Annotated in this window: 26 protein-coding genes and 3 tRNA genes; 16 read left to right on the forward strand and 13 right to left on the reverse strand. The window is 55.1% G+C overall.

Annotated elements, in window-relative coordinates; translation table 11 throughout:
* Positions 1-304 precede the first annotated feature (304 nt).
* Positions 305-1,711, forward strand: a complete 1,407-nt coding sequence (locus ACNO7C_RS02640) for a zinc ribbon domain-containing protein (protein WP_460025454.1) — start codon at positions 305-307, stop codon at positions 1,709-1,711.
* A gap of 172 nt (positions 1,712-1,883) precedes the next feature.
* Here the strand turns inward: ACNO7C_RS02640 and ACNO7C_RS02645 are convergent, their stop codons facing one another.
* The 3 genes from ACNO7C_RS02645 to ACNO7C_RS02655 are packed head-to-tail and all read right to left on the reverse strand — an operon-like array spanning position 1,884 to position 3,690.
* A complete protein-coding gene (locus ACNO7C_RS02645) occupies positions 1,884-2,909 on the reverse strand; it encodes a THUMP domain-containing class I SAM-dependent methyltransferase (protein ID WP_460025455.1) in 1,026 nt (341 codons plus the stop codon).
* A complete protein-coding gene (locus tag ACNO7C_RS02650) occupies positions 2,906-3,247 on the reverse strand; it encodes a hypothetical protein (protein ID WP_460025456.1) in 342 nt (113 codons plus the stop codon). Before ACNO7C_RS02650 ends, ACNO7C_RS02645 begins: the two co-directional genes overlap by 4 nt.
* A gap of 41 nt (positions 3,248-3,288) precedes the next feature.
* Positions 3,289-3,690, reverse strand: coding sequence for a hypothetical protein (locus ACNO7C_RS02655; RefSeq protein ID WP_460025457.1), 402 nt, complete (start codon positions 3,688-3,690; stop codon positions 3,289-3,291).
* Between the two features lie 164 nt (positions 3,691-3,854).
* On the opposite strand from ACNO7C_RS02655, the gene ACNO7C_RS02660 reads away from it, so the two are divergent.
* The gene (locus ACNO7C_RS02660) at positions 3,855-5,711 is read left to right on the forward strand and encodes a helix-turn-helix domain-containing protein (protein WP_460025458.1); all 1,857 of its coding nucleotides are present in this window, start codon (positions 3,855-3,857) and stop codon (positions 5,709-5,711) included.
* A 45-nt stretch (positions 5,712-5,756) separates the two neighbouring features.
* On the opposite strand, the gene ACNO7C_RS02665 is transcribed toward ACNO7C_RS02660, so the two are convergent.
* From ACNO7C_RS02665 to ACNO7C_RS02690, 6 genes are all read right to left on the reverse strand, one after another.
* Positions 5,757-6,359: an RNA methyltransferase gene (locus ACNO7C_RS02665; RefSeq protein WP_460025459.1), complete on the reverse strand. Its 603-nt coding sequence runs from the start codon at positions 6,357-6,359 to the stop codon at positions 5,757-5,759.
* Positions 6,344-6,640 carry a 30S ribosomal protein S26e gene (locus tag ACNO7C_RS02670; protein WP_318536326.1) on the reverse strand — a complete coding sequence of 99 codons (297 nt, stop codon included), beginning with the start codon at positions 6,638-6,640 and terminating at the stop codon, positions 6,344-6,346. The genes ACNO7C_RS02665 and ACNO7C_RS02670 overlap by 16 nt, the downstream gene beginning before the upstream one ends.
* 100 nt (positions 6,641-6,740) lie before the next feature.
* The gene (locus ACNO7C_RS02675) at positions 6,741-7,433 is read right to left on the reverse strand and encodes a DUF2192 domain-containing protein (RefSeq protein ID WP_460025460.1); all 693 of its coding nucleotides are present in this window, start codon (positions 7,431-7,433) and stop codon (positions 6,741-6,743) included.
* Positions 7,434-7,455: 22 nt separating this feature from the next.
* The gene (locus tag ACNO7C_RS02680; protein ID WP_460025461.1) at positions 7,456-7,962 is read right to left on the reverse strand and encodes a 50S ribosomal protein L16; all 507 of its coding nucleotides are present in this window, start codon (positions 7,960-7,962) and stop codon (positions 7,456-7,458) included.
* A gap of 54 nt (positions 7,963-8,016) precedes the next feature.
* Positions 8,017-8,775 carry an RNA methyltransferase gene (locus ACNO7C_RS02685; RefSeq protein ID WP_460025462.1) on the reverse strand — a complete coding sequence of 253 codons (759 nt, stop codon included), beginning with the start codon at positions 8,773-8,775 and terminating at the stop codon, positions 8,017-8,019.
* A gap of 27 nt (positions 8,776-8,802) precedes the next feature.
* Positions 8,803-8,994, reverse strand: a complete 192-nt coding sequence (locus ACNO7C_RS02690; RefSeq protein WP_460025463.1) for a hypothetical protein — start codon at positions 8,992-8,994, stop codon at positions 8,803-8,805.
* A 128-nt stretch (positions 8,995-9,122) separates the two neighbouring features.
* Here ACNO7C_RS02690 and ACNO7C_RS02695 point away from each other — a divergent pair, with 128 nt between their 5' ends.
* Positions 9,123-10,760 (forward strand): DUF2070 family protein, encoded by a 1,638-nt coding sequence (locus tag ACNO7C_RS02695; protein ID WP_460025464.1) that lies wholly within the window; start codon positions 9,123-9,125, stop codon positions 10,758-10,760.
* A 35-nt stretch (positions 10,761-10,795) separates the two neighbouring features.
* Here the strand turns inward: ACNO7C_RS02695 and speB are convergent, their stop codons facing one another.
* From speB to ACNO7C_RS02710, 3 genes are read right to left on the reverse strand one after another with little or no spacing between them, the layout of a single operon-like run.
* On the reverse strand, positions 10,796-11,704 hold the full coding sequence (gene speB, locus ACNO7C_RS02700; RefSeq protein ID WP_460025465.1) for an agmatinase: 909 nt from the start codon (positions 11,702-11,704) through the stop codon (positions 10,796-10,798).
* Positions 11,705-11,711: 7 nt separating this feature from the next.
* Positions 11,712-11,975, reverse strand: coding sequence for a DUF211 domain-containing protein (locus tag ACNO7C_RS02705; protein ID WP_318536321.1), 264 nt, complete (start codon positions 11,973-11,975; stop codon positions 11,712-11,714).
* 31 nt (positions 11,976-12,006) lie between these two features.
* Complete coding sequence (locus tag ACNO7C_RS02710) at positions 12,007-12,600, reverse strand: VIT1/CCC1 transporter family protein (protein WP_460025466.1); 594 nt, start codon at positions 12,598-12,600, stop codon at positions 12,007-12,009.
* A 51-nt stretch (positions 12,601-12,651) separates the two neighbouring features.
* On the opposite strand from ACNO7C_RS02710, the gene ACNO7C_RS02715 reads away from it, so the two are divergent.
* The 3 genes from ACNO7C_RS02715 (at position 12,652) to ACNO7C_RS02725 (ending at position 16,048) form a co-directional block, all read left to right on the forward strand.
* Positions 12,652-12,915 carry a hypothetical protein gene (locus ACNO7C_RS02715; RefSeq protein WP_460025467.1) on the forward strand — a complete coding sequence of 88 codons (264 nt, stop codon included), beginning with the start codon at positions 12,652-12,654 and terminating at the stop codon, positions 12,913-12,915.
* Between the two features lie 14 nt (positions 12,916-12,929).
* Entirely contained in the window at positions 12,930-15,863 is a 2,934-nt protein-coding gene (gene leuS, locus ACNO7C_RS02720) for a leucine--tRNA ligase (protein ID WP_460025468.1), read from the forward strand.
* Between the two features lie 108 nt (positions 15,864-15,971).
* Positions 15,972-16,048 (forward strand) — tRNA-Arg (locus ACNO7C_RS02725).
* A 130-nt stretch (positions 16,049-16,178) separates the two neighbouring features.
* Here the strand turns inward: ACNO7C_RS02725 and ACNO7C_RS02730 are convergent.
* Positions 16,179-16,288, reverse strand: a tRNA-Pro gene (locus tag ACNO7C_RS02730).
* 114 nt (positions 16,289-16,402) lie between these two features.
* Between ACNO7C_RS02730 and ACNO7C_RS02735 the strand changes: the two genes are divergently transcribed.
* From ACNO7C_RS02735 to ACNO7C_RS02780, 10 genes are all read left to right on the forward strand, one after another.
* A complete protein-coding gene (locus ACNO7C_RS02735) occupies positions 16,403-16,858 on the forward strand; it encodes a 50S ribosomal protein L22 (protein ID WP_460025469.1) in 456 nt (151 codons plus the stop codon).
* 10 nt (positions 16,859-16,868) lie between these two features.
* Positions 16,869-17,495 carry a 30S ribosomal protein S3 gene (locus tag ACNO7C_RS02740; RefSeq protein WP_460025470.1) on the forward strand — a complete coding sequence of 209 codons (627 nt, stop codon included), beginning with the start codon at positions 16,869-16,871 and terminating at the stop codon, positions 17,493-17,495.
* Positions 17,496-17,520: 25 nt separating this feature from the next.
* Positions 17,521-17,733, forward strand: a complete 213-nt coding sequence (gene rpmC, locus ACNO7C_RS02745; RefSeq protein WP_460025471.1) for a 50S ribosomal protein L29 — start codon at positions 17,521-17,523, stop codon at positions 17,731-17,733.
* Between the two features lie 136 nt (positions 17,734-17,869).
* A complete protein-coding gene (gene rnp1, locus ACNO7C_RS02750; protein ID WP_460025472.1) occupies positions 17,870-18,166 on the forward strand; it encodes a ribonuclease P protein component 1 in 297 nt (98 codons plus the stop codon).
* Between the two features lie 61 nt (positions 18,167-18,227).
* Positions 18,228-18,554, forward strand: a complete 327-nt coding sequence (locus tag ACNO7C_RS02755) for a 30S ribosomal protein S17 (RefSeq protein WP_460025473.1) — start codon at positions 18,228-18,230, stop codon at positions 18,552-18,554.
* 9 nt (positions 18,555-18,563) lie between these two features.
* Positions 18,564-18,989: a 50S ribosomal protein L14 gene (gene rpl14p / locus ACNO7C_RS02760; RefSeq protein ID WP_460025474.1), complete on the forward strand. Its 426-nt coding sequence runs from the start codon at positions 18,564-18,566 to the stop codon at positions 18,987-18,989.
* Positions 18,990-19,068: 79 nt separating this feature from the next.
* Positions 19,069-19,704 carry a hypothetical protein gene (locus tag ACNO7C_RS02765; RefSeq protein WP_460025475.1) on the forward strand — a complete coding sequence of 212 codons (636 nt, stop codon included), beginning with the start codon at positions 19,069-19,071 and terminating at the stop codon, positions 19,702-19,704.
* A gap of 48 nt (positions 19,705-19,752) precedes the next feature.
* Positions 19,753-19,849: transfer RNA gene (locus ACNO7C_RS02770), tRNA-Lys, on the forward strand.
* Positions 19,850-19,877: 28 nt separating this feature from the next.
* Positions 19,878-20,078, forward strand: coding sequence for a hypothetical protein (locus ACNO7C_RS02775; protein WP_460025476.1), 201 nt, complete (start codon positions 19,878-19,880; stop codon positions 20,076-20,078).
* Positions 20,079-20,133: 55 nt separating this feature from the next.
* Positions 20,134-21,282, forward strand: coding sequence for a tryptophan--tRNA ligase (locus ACNO7C_RS02780; RefSeq protein WP_460025477.1), 1,149 nt, complete (start codon positions 20,134-20,136; stop codon positions 21,280-21,282).
* Positions 21,283-21,286: the final 4 nt, after the last annotated feature.

Genomic DNA, 21,286 nt, shown 5'->3' on the forward strand with positions numbered 1-21,286 from the left:
CGAAGCAGCCCACGCGCCTGGGGCCGCGCGCGGCATGTGGGCCGGGCTTCACAGCATGTGAGATTGCGCTGCAGGTGTGTGGTGTTAACAGCGATGCCTGGAGCTCTGCAGGCTGCTAGCTTGCCTCTACTCGCAGCTCAGCCACCGCTAGCTCACAGGGTGTGAGACACTGCGGCAACCACGCGGTAGCGCCCCTAAGGGGGCTGGGCTGTGCTGCGGCTCCCCCGCACCCCGCTCCTCTGGGGGTGGGGGCGGATGGGGGCCGCGGCTCACGCCCGGCTCCCCGGTAAAAGGGGGTGAAACCTTGAGCGGGGAAGGTAAGGGGGGTAAGAACGGCGAGAAGCGCGTCGACGCGTTCAGGGTGTGGGAGGTAAAGGCGAGCAGGGAGGTGAGGCTTCGGCTCCGGAGCCTCTACTTCAGCGTTGCCTCAGCGGTTGAGCGCGCCGGCGAGGAGCTCGAGAGGAGGCACGGCGAGGCATTCACGCAAGAGCCTGAGAAGTTCAGGGAGGAGTTAATCGACGAGGCTTCGAGGCTGGCCGAGCTGCCGAAGGGCCTGCTCCACTACGGTATAGAGTGGTACAAAATGCTGACAGAGGCAAGGAGGAAGAGCAAGAGGCGTAGCAGGTTCACGCCACCACCGATGCTCCTGTCAGTCAAAATAATTGAAGGTAGCAGGAGGCTCCACGGCAACACCGCTGCCGTTGCGGTACTCAACACCTTCAGGGGCGAGCTCCGCATTCCGAGCGCTAACATCGCGGTGAGGCTGAAGCCGTCCTTGATTAGAGCGGTGCTCGAGGACGTCGGGCGCTTCCCCGATCTGAAGCTGACCTTGCAACTTACTGCGAGGGGCAGGCTAAGGCTGGCTGCGCACCGCGAGATCAAGCCGGCGTGGTGGAACGGCAACGACAGGCTCGCGGTAATAGCGGTGGACGTGAACAGCTCTCACGGGCTGTACTTGATGGCCTTCGCGTTCGACAGCGAAGCAAGGCTCCTGACGCAGAGAGTCTTTAAGCCGCCGAATACCACGTTGCTGAGACTGCTTGCAGCGCTGATGCGCAGCTACTCCGAGGTTAAGAGCTGGAGTGAGACCGTAGAGAGGTTCAGGGAGAGGAGGTACGCCGAGAAGCTGCGAAGAGCGGGGAAGGGTTACACGGTGGAGGAAGCGCTGAGGCTCGCGGAGCGCCTGAGGGCGAAGATAAACACCACGCCCGAGAGAGCTGAGCGCATAGCTAGACAGGCTTCGAGGAAGGTGAAGAAAGTCAACAACGACTGGGTCAGAGGCGTGCTCAGAGAGGTGAGGAGCCTGGTCAGAAAGCTCAGGGATCAGGGCTACCTCATCGTCATTGTAGCGGACGTGCCCCAGGCCGAGTCCCTCAAAGGCTCAGGGCTTCAGAGGACGCTGCTGAGGGTCGCGGAGCGCGTCAAGAACCTAGCGCTCTACGAGGGAGCCAGGTGGTTCCAGCCAGAGAACAACGTATCGGGCAAGCGGTGCCCTCTCTGCGGAGCCTGGGGCGTAGAGCTGGGGAAGCGCTACTACCGCTGCCCCAAGTGCGGCCTAGTTTACGGCAGGGACTGGGCAGCCTGCGCCAACGCGGCGAAGCTCTTCCTAAAGGCCTGCGATGCGGAGAAGCACCTCGGAGCTCTGGACAAGTGGCTCAGCCAGCACCCGAGAGCGCTGGTCCACGGAGCGCCTCGTAGCATAGCGAGGTAGCCCAGCGACGTGCAGGCCCCGGCCCCAGTTCCCGGCACGGCCTACGAGCCGCTTGCCGGATGCCGCGCGCGGTGTGAAGAGGCAAAGAGGCGCCGAGGCAAGCCCCGCCGCACAGCCCTTAGCGGGCGTGAATCGGCAGGGCGGGCCGAAGGCGCTGAGCCCATGAAAACCCTTAAAGGGGGCTCCGGATCAGTGAAGGGGTGGATGAGCCAGGCGCGGCCGAAAAAACGTAGATCCACGAGGTCAGACCACCCTCGTTTATTTCAATGCACTTCTCAGCATTCAACCTGCTAAATCTTTGAATAAGTTCTCTGTGAGGTGTGAGAACCACCAACCGACCCCCCTCCGCGAGCACCTTCTCGGCTAAGCTGAAGAGAGCCGCGTATACTCTCTCTAGCCCGCCTACAGGCCTCTCTCGGAGCCCGAACGGCGGATTTGTGACTATTGCATCCACTGCCACGTTTTCCCGTAGAGCGGGGTTCGCTACGTCTTGGGCGTAGAGGTGAGGGGTAAGTCCTACGGCCCACGCGTTCTCCCGGGCACCGAGAAGCGACGCAACGCTGATGTCGGCACAGAGGGCCTCCCTGTGGGTGTTAAGGCTGAGGCACTCCAGCACTATGGTTCCGCTCCCGCAGAACGGGTCAACCAGCATACCTGTAGACCCGGCTAGGCGGCACATGGCGTAGGCTATTATCGGGTTCAAAGCAGACCTATGGATCCACCTGCGGTAAGGCCGATCCCTCAAGCTCGAGAAGGGCGTTAGGTCTACACCGACCCTGTAGGTCCCCCTCTCGTACTCGGCGTAGAAAACGATGTCTGGTACGTCGAGCTGAACTTGCAGTCCCAGCTTTTCCGAGAGCAACGTGCCCAAATCGCGCGCAAGGTCTAGCGAGGTAAAAGGTGCTTCCTTCGTCACGCGCTCGGCACGAACAGCGAAGGTCTTCAGACCCTTTGATAGCTCCTTCATTGCGTCCAAAGAAGCCTCGGTCGTTGCCCTAAGGGTGTCGCCCTCCCCGAGAATGAGTCTCACATTCTCGATCGAGCGCATCGACAGTATCCTGGCGAGAGGCTCCTCAATTTCCGCGAAGACTCTACCCGACAGAGGGGTATAAGCCGTCTCAACCTGTCCGAGTAGTTCTGCTAGCTCCTCCCGCACTATGAACTCGAGACCGGGCACCGTGGTGAGGAGTAATTTCATGACGAACCCTTACTCAACGCGACGAGTGCTTTAAAGAAGTGCTTCCTGGCGAGCTCCTTTGCACGGGTGGAATCGCTGACGCCGAATGTGTTCCAGTACGAGAGGTAGAACACGCCCGCGAGGATCCTGTAGACCATGTTGTCGAGCGTGGATTTCTCAACGATTAGCGTGTTCGAGGCTGGATCCACATCGAGACCCTCCATAAAGCCCAGTTTCGGCTTGTAAAGGCGGTCTACGACAACTACCAGAGTGTTGGGTGGGGACAGACCCTCCTGCGATGCTATAGACTCCGCCAACTCTACGATCCGCGAAGCGAGTGATTTCTGCTCGCGGGGCATCGTTTCTTCAACGATAGTAGGGGAGGGCGGCCATAATAGCGTTATGCGAGCGCCCTCGGCGCTAGCTTTTCAACGACCTCGTCTAGATCTTCGAGACCTTTGATGGTCACTTTCTCGTAGTTCTTTGCGAGGATCCAAAGCGGGCTCTCACGGGTAACGGAGAATTTCACACCGTGTTTAGTTCGCCCAACCTCCTGTATGTAGCCTCTCTCTTTCAGCCTCTCGAGAACGTCCTTTATCAAAGTGAGCACTACCGGGTGCGACTCTATTCCGGCTAGTACCGCTATCTTCTTCGAGTTAAAGGTGATCATACCTCCTTTTGTGCGCCTGATCATGTCGATGACTGTTAGAATCACTCTTCGACTGAATTCCTCATAGTCTCGGTAAATAGTTGATGCGACCACGCTGAAAAGGAGGCATGATCCTATTTTTTCACCGTACATTTAAAAAAGGGACTAATTCGAAAGTATTCCTTTTAGAGTACGGTATCCTTACTTGGGAAAAGCGAAAAGGCTGAGTTCCTGTTTTTGCTCCAATCAGGGTAAAGTGAGTTCACGAAACTCTGGGGCAATGTAATTTAGCAGGTTTAACTGGTTAACGGTTAGGTATGGGTAGACGAGGGAGAAAATCCGAGGATGTTAGCAGGATCTTAGACGCGCTCGCGAGCCCAGTGAGGGTGGAGATTTTAAAGCTGCTGGAAAGGTCTCCCATGCGGTACAACGACATAGCTAGGAGTGTGGGGGCGACGCCTGCCGGGCTAGCTTACCATATGAAGAAGCTTGAGCTGGGAAAGCTTATCGAGCACAATGGTGATGTCTACGAGATTACTCCACTGGGGAAAAGCGCGCTTTCGATTATCGGGAGCATCGAGATAGCAGCTGCTAGTGATTTGAGTGTTTTAGTGAGGCAAGGGTACGCTCTCCCCCTTCGGCACTACGTTGAGTCTTTCTTGAGCTCGCGAGGCGTGGTGGCGTCAGGTAGCTGTAGCCAACAGAGGATTCTAAGGACGTTGATCGAGGAGCTGGAGGCCGCTGGCTACACCTCGGGATTTATACCTCAGTCAGTGGTGGACGCCTCACTCTACTGGATACTTGCCAGGAACCGGTGCATGGGTGAAGCAGCGCGCCCCTTGAGCCCCACCGGGAGGGAGGGCGGCGTATATTCCCAGAGCTTAGACGTTCTGACGGAGTCAGGCCTCCTAGAAATCGTCGCGTCGAACCTTCTCCTTCTGAACGTGAATTGGGCCAGTGGGGTTGCGTCGCTTTACCTACCTTCTCCGAGCCTGTCCATGCTGAAGCTCGTGCTTAAAAGAAGGGAGCTTTTCCCGGAGGTTGTCGTGGACTTCGCGTCGAGCGTAAGCAGCGATGCGGAGAAGGTCATAGACATCTTGCTGGTGTCCGATGCCGTGTTGCCGGTAACTTACCTTGTGGATGCATCGGGTGACGAGAAGCTTCTGCACATATTGCTTGAGAGAATAGCAGGTGACCTCCCGTTTGCGAACTCTCTTCTTGTCGTCTACAATTGGGAGAGAATCGGCGACGACGCGCTCCAGATGATAGCGAAGCTTGTGAACAACGGGGTTCCAGTTGTCTTTACCAGTGGTAGCGTCTTCCCGTCTCAGCTTCTGTATGCATTAATGCGTAGCGAGAGTCCGATCCTTCACTTGGGAACGGCAACCTTCCCTATGCCCTTCGTGCTAAGTAAGGCCTACAAGAGCACGGACTTCCTCATGGAAACCGAGCGGCAGCTAGAGAAGACTGTCCAGCACTTGAGGAGGCAGAGCGCCGGCGCTGCAAGGGTGCTAGAGTCAGGAGGTTATCAGCATGTGGAGCACTTGTTTCACGTATCGCTTGCGGGGGTTGAAGGAGGGCTTCTTCGGCAAGTGCCGGTACCGAGGGAGTTGCTCTCAGAGCCTGAGAGGTACAAACGGATCATAACGGAGCGGATAATGAGAGAGTACTACTCGGTCTCAGAGCACAAGATGTTAGCTGATACGAGCGTGGTAAGCACGCTCTACACTCCCAGTAGCTTTTTAACGATGCTGGTAGCACTCTACCTAAACCCCTTGCACCTCCACGTAAACCCTCTTGGTCCACTATCCTTGAACAGAAACTTACGCACAAAGCAAGAGCTCCTGGAGCTTGAAGCCGGCATACAGGGCCTTCTGGGAAGCAAGGCCAGCATCCTGGAGATCCGCGTCAGCAAGATTGCAACGATGCAACTTAAGGAGCTTTTAACAGCTCTACATAGTAAAGGCATACGTCAGTTTACAATCACAATTTTAGGGCTGCACATCTGCAACGTCTGCGGTAACGTGCTGCAGGTGAAAGTCTCGAGATGCCCGAAGTGTTACTCACCAAACATCTCAGGGCTTGCGAGACCAGGATTAAGGTACCTGCGTAGAGACGAGTTAGATGCCTGGACGCTGGAAGAGTCGGATCAGCGCCTGATTTTCTCATCTTAACCGCGCTTGTGGGCTTCGGGGGAATATAGAAATCAGCGTTTTTAATCAGGGATTCGAGGATTTAGTGCAACCGTCAAGAACGTCGTTCACGTAGGCAATGCAGTGGCTTGCAAGGTAGGGTGTTTTTCCCAGACTTATCTTAACGTCAACCAACTTCTCAGAAGATCGGAGGAAGTGGTCAGGAAAGCCTAAATGATCGCCGACAACAAAAGCTGTTTTCCTTCCACAAAGGTCAGGAATGCGTGAGATGTCTTCACCGTTTTCGATGAGAAGAGCCAGCTTGAAGCCCATCTCCTTAACTTTCACCAGGAGTTTCGCCGCATCGAGGCGGTATGTCTGAGCGATACTCGAAAAGCCTTTTAGAGCGCTGAGTATCTCGGATCCCAGCGCTTTCTCGCTAAGCTCCACGTTAGCCGGGCGGAGGAAGAGTGTCGCAGGAGGGTCGGGTGGGCCGTTTAAGACCGCTATGAAGGCGGCGTCTCTTCGAGGTACCCCGAGGTCCCAGAGTGCATATATGGCGCTCCTCGCAACGACGTCCATTCTGCCGCCCTCCGTTGTTAATGTTTCCTCGGTAAAAGTAGGCGCAGTTGCAGCTGTGTTTGAGTAGAGAATAAATACGCGGTTGTATTCGCTTAGAAGAAGTTCCATTTGATGTTTTCCTTCTTACGCTCCTCCTCTGGTCTGATCTTGATTATTCCCCGGTGTATGGCGCACCGAAGGCAAAGGTACTTCGTCACTGTGTACTGCGGGATTACAGCACCTTTGTCCCTCAGTTCCTTCAGTAATTGCGGGTCAACGGCCACGACGGGCTTCGTGATCTTAACGGCCTTCGACCTGGGTATCAGCGCACCGCACTCGTCGCACTGCACGAGATCCTCTTTACCTTTACCGCCTTTATGGCGTCCGCGAGACTTCCTCTTCTTAGGCATACATCCAGCCCTTCCAGCTAAAATACTGGACTAATATAAATCATTCTCTTCTCCAGGCGCAGCCGGAATTTGATTATCGAGACGCCGATTGCAAGATTTTCTAATCGCTGAGGCTTAGCGCGGAGTTTACCTTGTGCTCAGGTATCCTTAAAGCCTCAACGGCGATTTCCCTTATGAACCGGTCGGGCGGAGCTGCTCTCTCAGCATTTAGGCGAACACACATAGCGTGCTTGAGGGTTTCTTTCTCGATCCGGTTTCTCACCTTGCCAGCAGCTATCTCCTCGGCCAGCCTGTATGCTATGTAAAATCGCTTAAACCCCTGTATGTTCTTATCCAGCTCGGGGAACTCCTTCTCGAAGCTTGTGAGAACGGCTATGAACTTCTCTTCGGGCATGAAGCCTAGAATCACCGCGGTCATTGCAAGGCGGAGCACGCGGAAGACCATGTTCTCGTCAAGCGTTCCGAACACTTCGAGCATGCTCTTCCTCGGGCTGTCACCCTGTAAAACTCTCTCAATGACTTTGTCGCTTTTAAGCTCGATGCTGAAAAGGTGCGAGTATCTCTCAGGCTCTTCATCGAGGCCTAGACCGTACTTGCCGACAAGGTATATCGTCGCCAGCTCCTTGTCGTATATGTCGATCTTCGTCTTTCCACGGATCGGCTCGAGCCTGTTCTCCTCGTATACTTCGCGAACGAAACTGACGAGCTCGCTCCTGCTTGAGAAAGAGCCCTCGAGAATTTCGCCCCAGATGTTAATGGCTACTTCAATTCGCTTTTTGTGGAGCTCTTGCAACCCTATTCACCGACGATCCCCACTAGCCAGCCGTTTCAACCACGATACGTGTTGGGAGAGGTATCTTTGAGGCAGCTCTCCTCAGAGCTTCCTTGGCGTGCTCGAGGTTCTTGGAGTCCACCTTGACTATTATTATGGGCTGATTGGTTTCAACCCTAGCAGCCCTACCCACAGGTGTGCCGAAGGACAGCCTCATGCCGTCCTGAAGCCTGTCAGCGCCTGCCATTGCCATCATCTTGTTCTCACGCAGGATGTGGTGCGGATAAACGGCTATCCTCATGAAGTAGTTCGTGTCTCCGACTTTCGATGAGAGGTACTTGTTGGCGTGTTGCCTAGCGGCCTCGAGCGCGTTGGCCCTGATCTGGCCGGGCTTGAGGACTACAAGTTTGAGGGTGGTGTTAAATTTCCCCTGAGCGTTGCCTAGGTCAAACTTCGGTATAAGTACTGGGGGATTGCTCTTAATGTACTCGAGCCTTGTGTAAGGTGGCGTGCCAAAGTGCCTGTAACACCTGCCAGGTCTGAGCGGCATGCTATATCACCTAACGCCCGTAAACGCATTTGGAAAGTGGTGATATAAGCTTTCCTATGCTTCCCATGCGTGCGCCCGTTCTCCGCAACTTTTAACTTTCCTTAAGCTATCACCGAAGAAGCCGAGCAACACCCTCAGCTCGAGGGCAGAGAACATGGTTTCGGCGACGAGGCGCCTTACTATGAGCTTCGCTTTTTCGCGTCTGGCGTCGTCGTAGCCCAGCTCTAGCCCTAAGAGGTCGATGTACTCGAGAAGCTTCTCGACCTCCTCTCTCCTTGGGCGCTCGACCCTCGGCTTGGGGATTCGCACCAGAGCATTGAATATCTCGTAGAAGACGATCACCGCCGCGTGAGAAGCGTTCAAGGAGGGGTAGTCCGGGTTAGCCTCTATGGTGACCACCAGGTCGCAGAGTGAAAGTTCCTCGTTCGTCAACCCCCAGTCTTCGCGGCCGATAACAATGGCGCGGCGACCAGTACTCCCAGCGATTATCTCGGCGGCCTCACGGGGCGATAAGTATCTCCTGAGGACGCCGCTTCCCTTCACACCTGTGGTGCATGCCACGAGGTCAAACTCCTTAATGGCTTCCTCGAAGCTGTCGACGACCCTAGCTTTCTCAATAACGTCTGCTCCGTGCATCGCGTACCTTATGCTCTCAACCCCCAATGAGCACCTTGGCTTCACGAGAAGGAGCTCCGAGAGGCAGAAGTTCTTCATACAGCGGGCTATATAGCCGATATTCTGCTCATAAAGCGGCTGCACGAATATGACGCCTATGTCCTTTAACCTCTCACAAGGACTGTTAGCTGAGTACACACGTGCTATTCTCGTAACAGTAGTGCTTTAAAGGTTTTCCAGGCCACCGGCCGCGCCTGGCTCATCTACCCCTTCACTGATCCAGGGCCCTAGCGGAATATTCATGGGCTCCGCGCCTTCGGCCTGCCCTGCCAGGTAGAGGTAGCGCATGTCGCTGACATCAGCCTCCCTGACGAGACCGGCTGAGCGAAGCCTCTTCAGCGCCGAGGCGAGGCTCAACGTCAGGGATGGTTTAGTCTTAGCGGTGATCGCGCTCGCGCTGTACCCCTTGCTCCTTTTTCTGACTTGGGAGCCGAGCCGGTGGTTAAACTTTTTTAATCGAGAAGAAGTGAGCTCTAGGCTTTTGAATGACGGACTCGAAGTTTGAGGGGTTCAGGAAGGGTTACAAGTGGCTCTTTAGGCTACCGGGAACCAGTTTGGTGCTCTCCGCAACTGCCGGCATCTTTATGCTTGAGCTCCTCCTTGCCCCAGCGGTCGGCTATGATGTGCGGCTTTTTCTCACAAGCGCTTTTACTACAGGCTTGCCTTACTTGGTATCGGTACTCGCTGACCGGAGTGTGTTAACCCCGAGAAGGGCTCTAGGCTTTTTCCTAGTGTATCTCCTTTTACTGTTGCCACTCATTCTTCTTAAAAAGCCGCCTGTTGCCGCGTCGACGGTCACGGTTCTCTTGTCTTTCCTCGTGTTCATCGCCGTGGCCAGGAGGCGCGCACTCATCCTGTATCTGTCTGTCTACCTAGCGCTCACGTATCTCTTCGCTCCGACTTACGCATACGCCTCCCTAACGGTACTCGTTCTCTATGCTCTGCTGGCGCTCCCGGTTCTTCTCACCATCGATAAAAGGGTGAGGCAGGTTGCCGGTGTTGGGGGGCTTAAATACCTCAGAGGCTTCCTCAGGTACACGCTCTCGGGGGAGAAGGACGAGGTGGAGGAGTGCATTAAAGCCTCCTCTACTAGAAAGACCGTTCCTATTCACGTCTTCATTTTCAGGAGTGGAAGCGAGGTGATAGGCAGGCTCGTTGTATCCGGGGTTCACCCGGGACCTTTGAGAACCCTAGGAAGTAGCACGCTTCCAGAAAAAGTCGTCACGAAGTGCCCTCCGACCCTCTTTCTCAAGGCACCGGCGGGTCACGGGGAGAATTTAGCTGTGAGCAGTGAAGTTGACAGAGTAGCGGAAGAAGTCTGCGGTGCCCTGTCCCTCAAGGAGCTTCCGTCCACTGTCCGTCTCGGCCTGGCTCAAGGGAAGCTTGTTAGTAGCCTAGCAATAAGACTCCCAGGGGTCTCTCTGTGCCTCTTAGACCCGCAGGTCCCCATGGAAGACTTGCCGCCATCTCTCAGAGAAGAGTTCGAGCGAAAGGGGGTAGTTCTCGCGGATCTGCACAACATGATCAGTGAAGACTACCTGCAGTTGCCGGAGTCCCCGGACAGTGCACCCGAGCTCTACTTGGAGGTGCTGCGAACTATACAAGAATCGCTGGAGGCAAGCGTGGCCGAAGGGCAACTTAAAGCGGGCTTCGCGTGGATCGGCTTCAGTGACGGCGTCAGTATTGGGAAAGCTGGCATCGCGTGCTTGGCTGTAGAGGTGGGGGGTAAGATTGTCGGAGTTATTAGCTTTGATGGAAATAACATGACGCCCAAACTCAAGGCTAGGCTCCTCCAAGAGGTTGGCAAGCGCGTCGACTACCTTCTCGTGGGGACCACGGATACGCACGTACTAACAGGCGTGTTCCAGGGGGTCGACTACTACCCTGTCGGGACCTTTAACGAGGAGGCCCTCTTGGAGAAAAGCGTGAAGTGCTTGGAGGAGGCTAAGAACAACATGAGGGAATGCAGCGTACTCTACGGAGTCTACCCGGTGAGTTCTTTCTTCATGGATAACACCAAGCTGAAGGGGTTATCGGCGGCTACAAGGCTCAACGTCAGGGATGGTTTAGTCTTAGCGGTGATCGCGCTCGCGCTGTACCCCTTGCTCCTTTTTCTGACTTGAGAATCGGAGAAATTATCCGCGGATAAGTTATCCCTTTAGGAGAAATTTACCCGCGCCTGCCTTGCTCCGCACTTTTCGTACCTGTAGCACGCGAAGAGGAATTCCATCACCAGCTTAGCGGCTAAAAGAGAAGTTATCTCATTGCAGTCAACTAGAGGGTTTACTTCGACTACGTCGAAGCCCGCGACCTCTTGGGCGTGGCTCACGGCAACCCGCAGAGCGGAAGCGACCTCCTGAGGGGCGAGCCCCATGGGTTCAGGTGTGCCTGTTCCTGGTGCGTAAGCTGGGTCCACTGCGTCAATGTCGAGGGAAATGTACACTTTCTCCGAGCTCTCCACCAGCTCCCGTAGCTCTCTGGCGTTCCTGACGATTTTAACTCTGCTGCTAGATCTTGCGTACTCGTACTCCTCTCTCGAGAAAGCGCGTGGAGAGTAGTAGGCAACGGAGACACTGCCCGACGACTCAAGCAACCTCCTCATAACCGTCGCGTGGGATAACCGCACACCCCAAGGCCACTCGTCCCTGAGATCCATGTGCGCGTCGAAGACCAAAACGAGCAGCTCCTCGGATCTCGCAGCGAGCGTCGATACCACGGGAAAGGTTACAGAGTGGTCTCCCCCGATGACGATAGGCAACTTCCCGCTATCACGTAGCTCCTCTACAACTTTTGTTGTAAAGTTCTGCATCACAGCGTAGTCCGTCACCACTGGCAGGTCTCCCGCGTCGCGATAGCCGATTTCCTCCACGTTGACCCCCAGCTCGGGTGAGAAGGTCTCGAGTTCCACGGACACCTCACGCACCTTCCTTGGGGCAAACCTCTGACCTGGGATACGCGAGGCTGCGCCGTCGAAGGGTATTCCTAGCACGACGATGTCGTCCTCAGGTTTACCCTCGCGGCCGAAGAGAGGCGGTGTTACCGGAGTGAGGTAAAATCCGAGGTTCACAGTCGAATCACTTCTCAGCTACAACGTAGTCTATGCTTCTGATCACTGTGGCATGCTTCTCAAGGGTCCTTTCAATCTCCTTGATATCTATGCCTGTACCGCTAATGCTGATTTTCAGGGTTTCTGTCTTGACGTCGACCTCTGCCACATTGATTTCAACCCTGCTTACCTTCTCGAGGCTGATCAGGGATCGCGCGATATCCACTACTGTGACGTCACGGGGCTTGAGGGCATCGATCAGCATGCGCGTTATCGACGGCTCTTTGCTCACACCCTTGTTAGAGCAAGGACAGTTTAAAAAACTAGTGACGGCCCAGGATTATGTCCAGTAGCAGTATCGCAAGCCCTGAGGCTAGCACGGTTAGCGTATACCTCAGCCTCCCCCCGCCGGCGATCTTGGCTAGCCAGACTCCGAGGAAGACCAGCGACGTGAAGGTCATAGCTAGGGCTGCTACGAGTGCCAGCGGAGGTGCGATGACTCCGATGTGTGCGAGTAGGTAGGGCATGAGGGATAAGAGCACTGGCGCCGGGGTGCTCAAAGCGTTCACTGCGCTTACGATGAGCCCAGCTACGTAGACCTGCCGCCTACCGAGGGTTATGAAGAGGTGCTTTTCAAGCTCCCTCAGCTCCATTCTGAGCTCAGCGCTCTCCACGAGGAACGCTCCCATGAAGCCCGAAATAGCGGACGACGTCCCTATCACCAGTCCGCTCAGCACGGTTTCCCAGGGTGGTAGCCCGAGAAGAGTGGAAGTCGTGAGGACGCCCAAGGCCAGGAGAGCGCCATCGTACAGGTTTATCGCAACGTAACGTCTCAGAACCCTTGGCAACAGGCCGGCGGTTACAGGCGTGTGCACTTTAGAGTATACAAGCTCGTGAAGCCGCCTCAGCAGTTCCACATGGAAAAAGCGGTGAGATAACTTAATAACCATAGCGCACTACGCTGTACCGTGAGTAAAAAGCCGTATCCTCACAACACGGACATTAGGGAGAGCATACTCGAGGTTCTCTCCAAGCACCCACTCGTAAAGCCGGAGGAGTTCGTGGATCGCGTTAAGGAGGCGCTGGAGGAGAAGGGCTTCTTCGTAGGGCTCGTGACGGCTAAGCGCGTTTGGAAGGTTTATGAGGACATGGTCAAGGAGGGAGACATTTACGACTATCTGGGCGTCGTTCAAAAGGGCGGGTCAGGCGATAGGGGCGAAAACGTTTTTTAGTTTTAAACCTTTGAGTGGGGTGGTGGCTCTCCATTGCTAGCAGGCTTAAATTCCCAGGCGTCGACGAGAAGAAGAGGGACTTTCTGAAAAGCGTTGAAGCGAAGTGGCAGAGGCGCTGGGCCGAGCTTAGGGTTTTCGAGGCGGATCCCGAACCCGGGAAGCCCAAGTTCTTCGTGACGTTTCCGTACCCCTACATTAACTCGTACCCCCACCTGGGGACAGCGTACACAGTACTCAGGGTTGACATCGCAGCCCGCTTCAAGAGGATGAGGGGGTACAACGTCCTCTTCGCTCAAGGCTGGCACGCGACGGGTGGGCCTATAGTTGCCGCGGCGCTGAGAGTTAGGGAGGGTGATCCGAAGCAGATAAGCATACTCAAGTCCATGGGCATCAGCGAGGAGGATATTCCAAAGTTTAAAGACCCGGAATACTGGGTGCGCTTCTTCTCTAGGGGCTTCAGAGAAGATTTTAGCAGGTACGGTTTGTCGATCGACTGGAGGCGTGAGTTCTTCACAACTTACCTTAACCCCCCTTACAACAAGTTCATACAGTGGCAGTACACGGTTCTCAGGGAGAAGGGGCTCATAACAAAGGGCAGTCACCCCGTTGTCTGGTGCCCCAAGGAGAAGAAGGTAGTGGGGGACCACGACAGGCCCGATGAGTACGCGGGCATAGGGCCAGAAGAGGTTGTCATAATCAAGTTCAGGGGCGAGGACGGCCTCGTGTACCCCTGTATGACGTATAGGCCCGAGACCGTGTGGGGTGCTGTGAACATCTGGGTAAATCCAGATGCCGAGTATATCGTAGCCGATGTAGACGGGGAAAAGTGGGTTCTGGGACAGTACGGTGCTGAAGAGCTTCAAGACCAGGGTCACACCGTCCGCGTCGTAGGGCGCGTCAAAGGGGCAGAGCTCGTCGGGCGCTACGCGCTGAATCCTGTCACGGGCTGGAGGGTCCCGGTTTTGCCGGCCGTGTTTGTCGCGCACAACATCGGGACAGGCGTCGTGATGTCCGTACCTGCGCACGCTCCATTCGACTGGGTAGCCCTTGAGGACTTGAAGAGAGACCCGCACCTTCTCGACAAATACGGTTTGGACCCCGCTGTACTGGAGGCGGTGCACCCCGTGAGCCTGATCGAGCTGGAGGGATACGGACCGTATCCTGCGGAAACAGCGGTCAGGAAGCACGGGGCTAGGTATCAAGGTGAGACAGAGAAGCTGGAGGAGGCAACACGGGAGGTGTACTCGAAGGAGTTCTACAACGGGGTTCTGAAGGCTGAAGTCTACGGCCAGAAGTGGGGCGGCAGGAGGGTGTTTGAGGTCAAGGAGGAGGTCATAGACCACTTGGTTGGCTTGGGAGTTGCTGTGAGGCACTTCACCCTCCCAAGGCCTGTTTTCTGCAGGTGCGGATCTCGCACGCACGTGAAGATCGTCGAGGATCAGTGGTTCCTCAGGTACAGCGACAGGGAGTGGAAGATGAAGGCCCACGAATGCATCGACAGGATGGTATTCCTGCCGCCAGAGATAAGGCAGGAGTTTCATAGACTCGTAGACTGGTACGAGGACTGGGCTTGCACGCATGAACGCGAGCTCGGCACACCACTACCGTGGGATGACAGGTGGGTTCTCGAGTCGCTAAGCGACTCGACGATCTACATGGCGTACTACACTATCGCGAAGTACCTTCAGCACCCCGAAGACCACGGCTTGAGATGGGAAAAGCTCGACAACGCGTTTTTCGACTACATCTTCCTGGGGAAGGGGAGCGCCGAAGAAGTCGCGAGCAAGCTCGGGGTCAGCGCCGACCTCGTCAAGAGGATGCGGGAAGAGTTTCTATACTGGTACCCGGTGGACCTCAGGGTTTCGGGCAAGGACCTGGTACCGAACCACCTCGTGTTCTTCATCATGCACCACGTGGCCATCTTCCCTCCGGAGCACTGGCCGAGGGGCATCGCCGTGAACGGGTGGATCAACGTTGCGGGAGAGAAGATGTCCAAGTCGAAGGGGAACTTCATCCTGCTCAGGGAGGCTCTGGAGTACTGGGGTGCGGACGCCACGCGCCTCACCAACGCCTACGCTGGCAACACAGGCCTCGATGACGGGAACTTCGAGCCGGAGTTCGCCTCCAGGGCGGTTGATCTTCTCTACGAGTGGTACGCTTTCGCCATTGAGAACTACGGCAGGGGCGACGACGAGAGGAAGTTCATAGACGAGTGGTTCGAGAGCGTTCTCAACCGCACGTTGAAGTACGTTGGAGAGGAGTACGAGAAGCTCAACACGAAGAATGTGGTGACGGAGGGCTTCTTCAACCTCCAGAACTCCTTCAAGTGGTACTTGAGGCGCAGGGGGGCTCCAAACAGGGAGCTTCTCAAGCGCTTCATCGAGGTTCAAACCCTTATACTCGCTCCCATAACTCCTCACGTCGCTGAAGAGATATGGGAGAAGATCGGGAAGAGCACGCTCATAGTGAAGGAGCGCTGGCCGGAACCGGATCTCGACAAGATAAACGAAGAGGTCGAGAAGGCGGAGAAGATAGTTCAGAGAGTGCTTGAGGACATACAGGAGCTCCTCAGAGTGGTGAAAAGCGAGAACGTGCGCGAAGTGGCACTGGTCCTCCCAGCGCGGTGGAAGTACGACTTTCTCACTCAGGTAAAGCAGGGTGTCGGTGTCTACGGAAAAGTTCAGCTCGCGATACGCGAGGCCCTGAAGAACCTTCCTCAGGATACCAGGAGAGAGGCGTCTAAGCTTGTGGAGGTTATCGCCAAGAACGCCGAGGTCCTGGACCTCCTGGTTAGTCCGGCGATTGAGGAGAGGGCCTTAAGAGACGCGGTGACTTTCTTCGAGCAGATGACGGGCCTTAAAGTAAGGGTCTTGAGCGAGGAGGAGGCTGAAGGCATGGCTAAGGCGCACCTCGCCCTTCCAGCCAGGCCAGCGATCATCCTCCTTTAAGTCCATTAGATTTTTATCGACATTGAAGGTAGTATTAGGAGGGCGAATGACTTAAGCGTTGACAACCGATGAGTGATGACAAGGAGGTGACACGACGCCCCCGAAAATGGGCCCGTGGCGCAGTTAGGAAGCGCGGCGGCCTTCGGAGCCGTAGGTCCCGGGTTCGAGTCCCGGCGGGCCCGCCAGTCGAGGCGAATGAGGTCGTGACTTTCAAGTGAATGTTAGGGCCGGTTAGCTACTACGGTTATGCGTATATGCATAAAATTTGTGAGTCACGAGAGTATGATTGTTAGCGCCCCTCAAATGTATGTGGAGTGGGGCCGCCGGGATTTGAACCCGGGACCACCTGGGTTCCCGCCTAGAGATCCCGAATCCTGCGGCACGCGTGCCGTGCCAGGCATCCTACCAGGCTGGACTACGGCCCCTGATGGGAGTAGTACAAGTGCCTGGTTTTAAAGCGTTTCTATGAGCAGCTTGCTTGCCTGTGGGCTTGAAAAAACGTTTATATTGTGTCGAGTAGTCGGAGATGAAGTTGGGGTATGCCTACGTGGCGATATAGTGTCGAGTTGGACCCTTCAAGGACGGCGAAAGCCTCGCTCAGGGATGTAAGCATGTCTTACAAGGCCACCGTCGAGACTCTGAGGCTGATCAGGGGCAAGAAGCTCAGTGAGGCTAAGAAGATACTGGAAGAGATAGCTTCAATGAAAAGGCCTGTGCCCTTCAGAAAGTTCAACGGGAAGGTTGGGCACAAGAGGGGGATTGGTGGCCCCGGAAGGTACCCGGTGAAAGTTGCTAAGAAGCTTTTGGCCCTGCTGGATAACCTGGAGAACAACGCGGAGTTTAAGGGTCTAGACGTGGAGAATCTATGGATAGTTCATGCAGCCGCGCATCAAAGCTTCAAGATCAGGAATTATCTTCCAAGGGCCCCTGGAAGGGCGACGCCATACTACGACCAGCTAGTTCACGTTGAAGTGATTGGCGAGGAGCGGACTTAAAGGTGGTCAAATGTCGTCCACAGCGCATAAGGCTGTGAAGCAAGGCCTCCAGTACATGATGCTTCACGAGTACATCCAGAGGCAGTTCGCGAAGGCAAACTACGTGCACACTCAGTTCTTCAAGACGCCGATAGGCACGAAAGTTATCATCTACGCGGGAGTACCCGGGATGGTCATAGGTAGGCGAGGTGCCAACATTAAGGCTTTGGCTGAGGTGTTGGAGAAGGAGTTTGGTCTCGAAAACCCTCAGATCGACGTCGTGGAGGTGCCTAACCAGGACCTCAACGCCAAGATAATGGCCTACAGGATTGCTAGAGCCCTGGTTAGGGGTGTGAAGTTCCGGAGGGCTGCGATGGTCGCCCTCAACAGGATTATGGCTGCGGGCGCGCGGGGCGCTGAAGTCGTTATAAGCGGTAAGCTGACAAGCCAGAGGCACAGAACGGAGCGCTTCACGAGAGGGTATCTACCTAAGTCAGGTGAACCAGGGGAGGAGCTGGTCGATGAAGCCTGCGTGCACGTGCTCCTGAAGCTCGGGATGTATGGTGTGAAGGTACGCATCATGAAGCCTGAAAGAATGCCCGACAGCATCGAGCTAAAAGCTCCTCAGGCAGCGGTGGAAGAGGTCCGTAAAAGTTAAAATGGTGATACGTGAGGGTGGTTTTATGCCTAAGGGGCTAATGAGCATTGACGAAATAAGGAGCATTAGCCCGGAAGACCGGAGAAAAAAGCTCGCTGAGCTGAGGGCGGAGCTCGCACGGCTGAAGGCTCAAGCGATGAGAGGGTCTCTGGAGAAACCAGCTCTTATAAGGAAGACGAAGAGAACCATCGCGATGATCCTCACCGTTGAGAGGGAAGAGGCTCGAAAGAAGCAGTAGGTAGCACCTTCTGTTCAGCAGCTTATAGGAGCTCTTTCAGCGATGGAAAATTCTCGGAGTGGTTGCGTGTCCGGTCACGGATGGGGTGGATGAGGCAGGCTAGCGTCGATAACTTTAAAGATGAATTATTGGAAGCATGGAAGAAAACATGAGGATAACCCCGAGGAATATTTTGCGTCATGAATTGATAGGACTGCAAGCAGAGGTTGTAGAGGCTAGTAATCCAAGCCTTATTGGGATAAAGGGGTTGGTGCTCGACGAAACTAGAAATACGCTGGTTATAGGTGAGCCTGGGGGTGAGAAGAGAACTGTCCTGAAGTTTCAGGCGGTTTTCCGCTTCACACTGCCCGATGGTACTAAGGTTCTGGTGGACGGTAGGTTTCTTGTGGGAAGACCTGAAGAGAGGATGAAGAAGGTTTACCGCGCGTGGTAGGGTCTCGCACCGCAAAAATTTAAAAACCAGTTGCATAGAGTGAGAGAGGTGTGTGTTGGGCATGGCTAAGAGGCATGTAGGTATTCCGGGGCTAAACCCTCCCGAGAAGAAGTGCGATGATCCCCTGTGCCCTTGGCATGGCACTCTTTCGGTCAGAGGACAACTGCTTAGGGTCAGAGTTGAGGACGTGAAAATGAACAGGGCAGCTGTCGTTGTACACGAGTACCTCCACTACAACCCGAAGTACAAAAGGTACGAGCGCCGCAGGACGAAAAAACACGTCCGAGTGCCCCCCTGCATAGACGTTAAACCTGGAGATGAAGTGATAATAGGTGAAACGCGGCCGCTTGCGAAGTCTATATCATTTGTGGTGCTCGGTAAGGCCTAGGTGATTTGAATGGCGAAGAGAGGTCCTAAGACGGTTGGAGTGTCCTACAGACTCGGCCTCACCCCAGGCGTTTTCATGGAGAGCCTCGTAAAGGTTGCGGATAACTCCGGCGCAACGCTTGCGAAGGTCATAGGTGTTCCTCACTATAAGGCTGTGTGGAGGAGGATTCCGGGGGCGGCCGTAGGCGATGTCGTTGTGGTTTCAATTCGTGCCGGTAAGCCTGAGCTCAGAAAGCAGGTCATGAGAGCCATAGTTATCAGGCAGAGGAGGCCCTACAGAAGAGCAGACGGAACGTGGATAGCATTCGAGGATAACGCTGTCGTGATCATAACGCCTGAGGGGGAGCCGAAAGGGACTGAGATAAGGGGGCCTCTGGCTAAGGAGGCAGCTGAGAGGTGGCCTAAGCTACCTCCAATGGCTTCAATAATAATTTAGGCGTGAAACACTCTTGGGCGCTCGCCTGAGGGCGGAAGTTGTTCTCGCTTTTCTTGCACGTTACCTTTCACAGCATGGTTTGGTGAAAATCTCGGATATCTCTGAGGGGGTTGGAGTCGATCGCGAGTTCGTCGAAGAGATTCTCAGGAATCTGCGCGTGAACGTTGAGGACGGGGTTATCAGGGAGCCGCTTGAAGCCTTTCTGATTAAAGCCTGGCGGGCAGGCTACGACGTGGTTTCGCTGGCCCTGAACTCGGGTTGGAGTGATTTAGAAGCGCTCGTATCTTACGCGCTTCGCGAAGCGGGCTACAGTACGTACAGGACAGTCAGGTTTAAGTTCAGGGGTCGGAGGTTCGAAGTCGACGTGCTTGCATTTAAAAAGGGACTGTCGCTCTGCGTCGACTGCAAGCGGTGGAAGCGCCTGCGTGAAGGCATGCTACGGAGAGCCGCGGACGCCCAGCACGAGAGGTGCAGCGTTTTGTCCAAAGCGCTGGAAGCAGGCATCTTAGCCTACGACATACAACCGGGAGAGTACAGAATGATACCGGTGGTGGTTTCGCTCTACGAGCCTGAAGTGCCCGTTTACTCGAACTCGGTAATAACAAGTCTGAGAGGGTTAGCCGACCTCGCCTCAGAAGATACTATATATGCGCTTATGACAGCTGGGGTTCAGCCAATAAGCTTCACGGTGCAAAGGCGAATCCGGCTCCTCTAAAGGCAAGAGAAAAAAATTAATACCCTAAGGGCTCTTAAGGCACGGCGGGGGCCGGTAGCTCAGCTAGGTAGAGCGGCGGTCGGACTTAAACGCCGGGTCGAAGCTCTTAACCCGTAGGTCCCGGGTTCGAATCCCGGCCGGCCCGCTTTATAAAACTCTTCACATTATATCCCTTGGGTCAGCCCTGGATCGCAAAAATCCCTGCTCTGCGTTGCTTGCCGTGCCCCCTATGGGACCCGCCGGGGCGCGGCTACTCGAAGATCCTGGCGGTGCGCTGCCCACGTAGAGCAACCCCAAGGCCGGTAAAGGATGACGGCGACTTTAAGGGAGGCCGGTGGGGCAGAAAAGAGGTGCTCTCGCTGGAAGCCTACTAGGTATGAACGACTGGAGTCGATGAAGATAAATATCCAGCATACCATTTGCGTGAAGATGTCATACGGGGACTACAGCGTTACCCCATGGGAGGCTAAAGGTAAGATAGATTACGATAAGCTTGTGGAGGATTTCGGTGTTGAGAAGATAAGCGAGCCTCTCCTAGAGCAGATAAGAAAGATCACCGGGGAACTTCACCCTCTGCTTCGCAGAAGGTTCTTCTTCGCGCACCGCGACCTCGGACTAGTGCTCGAGGATTACTTGAGCGGGAGGGGGTTCTTCCTCTACACTGGCCGAGCTCCGAGTAAGGCACCTATGCACATAGCGCACATCGTCCCCTTTATCATGACGAGATGGCTTCAGGAGAAGTTCAACGTGAACGTATATATCGAGATACCCGACGAGGAGAAGTTCCTCGCCAAGAAAGTGGAATCGCTAGAGGAAGTGGAGCCTTACGTGAAGCAGGACATCCTGAACATCGCAGCTCTAGGCTTCGACGAGAACAAGACCTTCATATTCAGAGAATCCGAGTACATAGGCAGAATGTATAAGCCTGCAGTCCTAGTGGCACGCCACATAAACTTTTCAACGGCTCGAGCAGTCTTCGGCTTCGACGGAGAGACAAGCATAGGGCTGATTTTCTACCCAGCTCTTCAAATAGTACCAACGCTCTTTGAGAAGAAGCGCCCCCTGATACCCTGTGGCATCGACCAGGACCCCTACTTCAGGCTCCAGCGCGACATCGCGCCGCGGTTAAATAGGTTTAAAACCTCCGAGATCCTGGCTAAGCTCGCGTGGGGGCTCACGGGACCCGAGAGCAAGATGTCCGCGTCTGAACCGGAAACCGCTATAATGCTGAATGACTCTCCAGAAGCTGTAAAGAGGAAGATCATGAATGCTTTCACCGGCGGTCGCGCCACCGTAGAGGAGCAACGGAAGCTCGGTGGCGCGCCCGAGGTCTGCACGGTTTTTCACTGGTACACTCTACTCTTTGAAGAGGATGATAAGAAGCTAGAAGAAAGGTACTGGGCGTGCAAAACCGGCAAGCTTCTGTGCGGTGAGTGTAAGGCCGAGCTGGTAAAGAGGATAAACAACTTTCTTTCACTGCACAGCAAACGGGTGGCTGACGCTGAGAGGAAGGTATCTAAATTCATGTATGATGGCAAACTCGCCAGCGAGATGTGGAACTGGGAATTCAAGCCTTAGCTTT

The sequence above is a fragment of the Infirmifilum tikiterense genome (assembly GCF_054696565.1).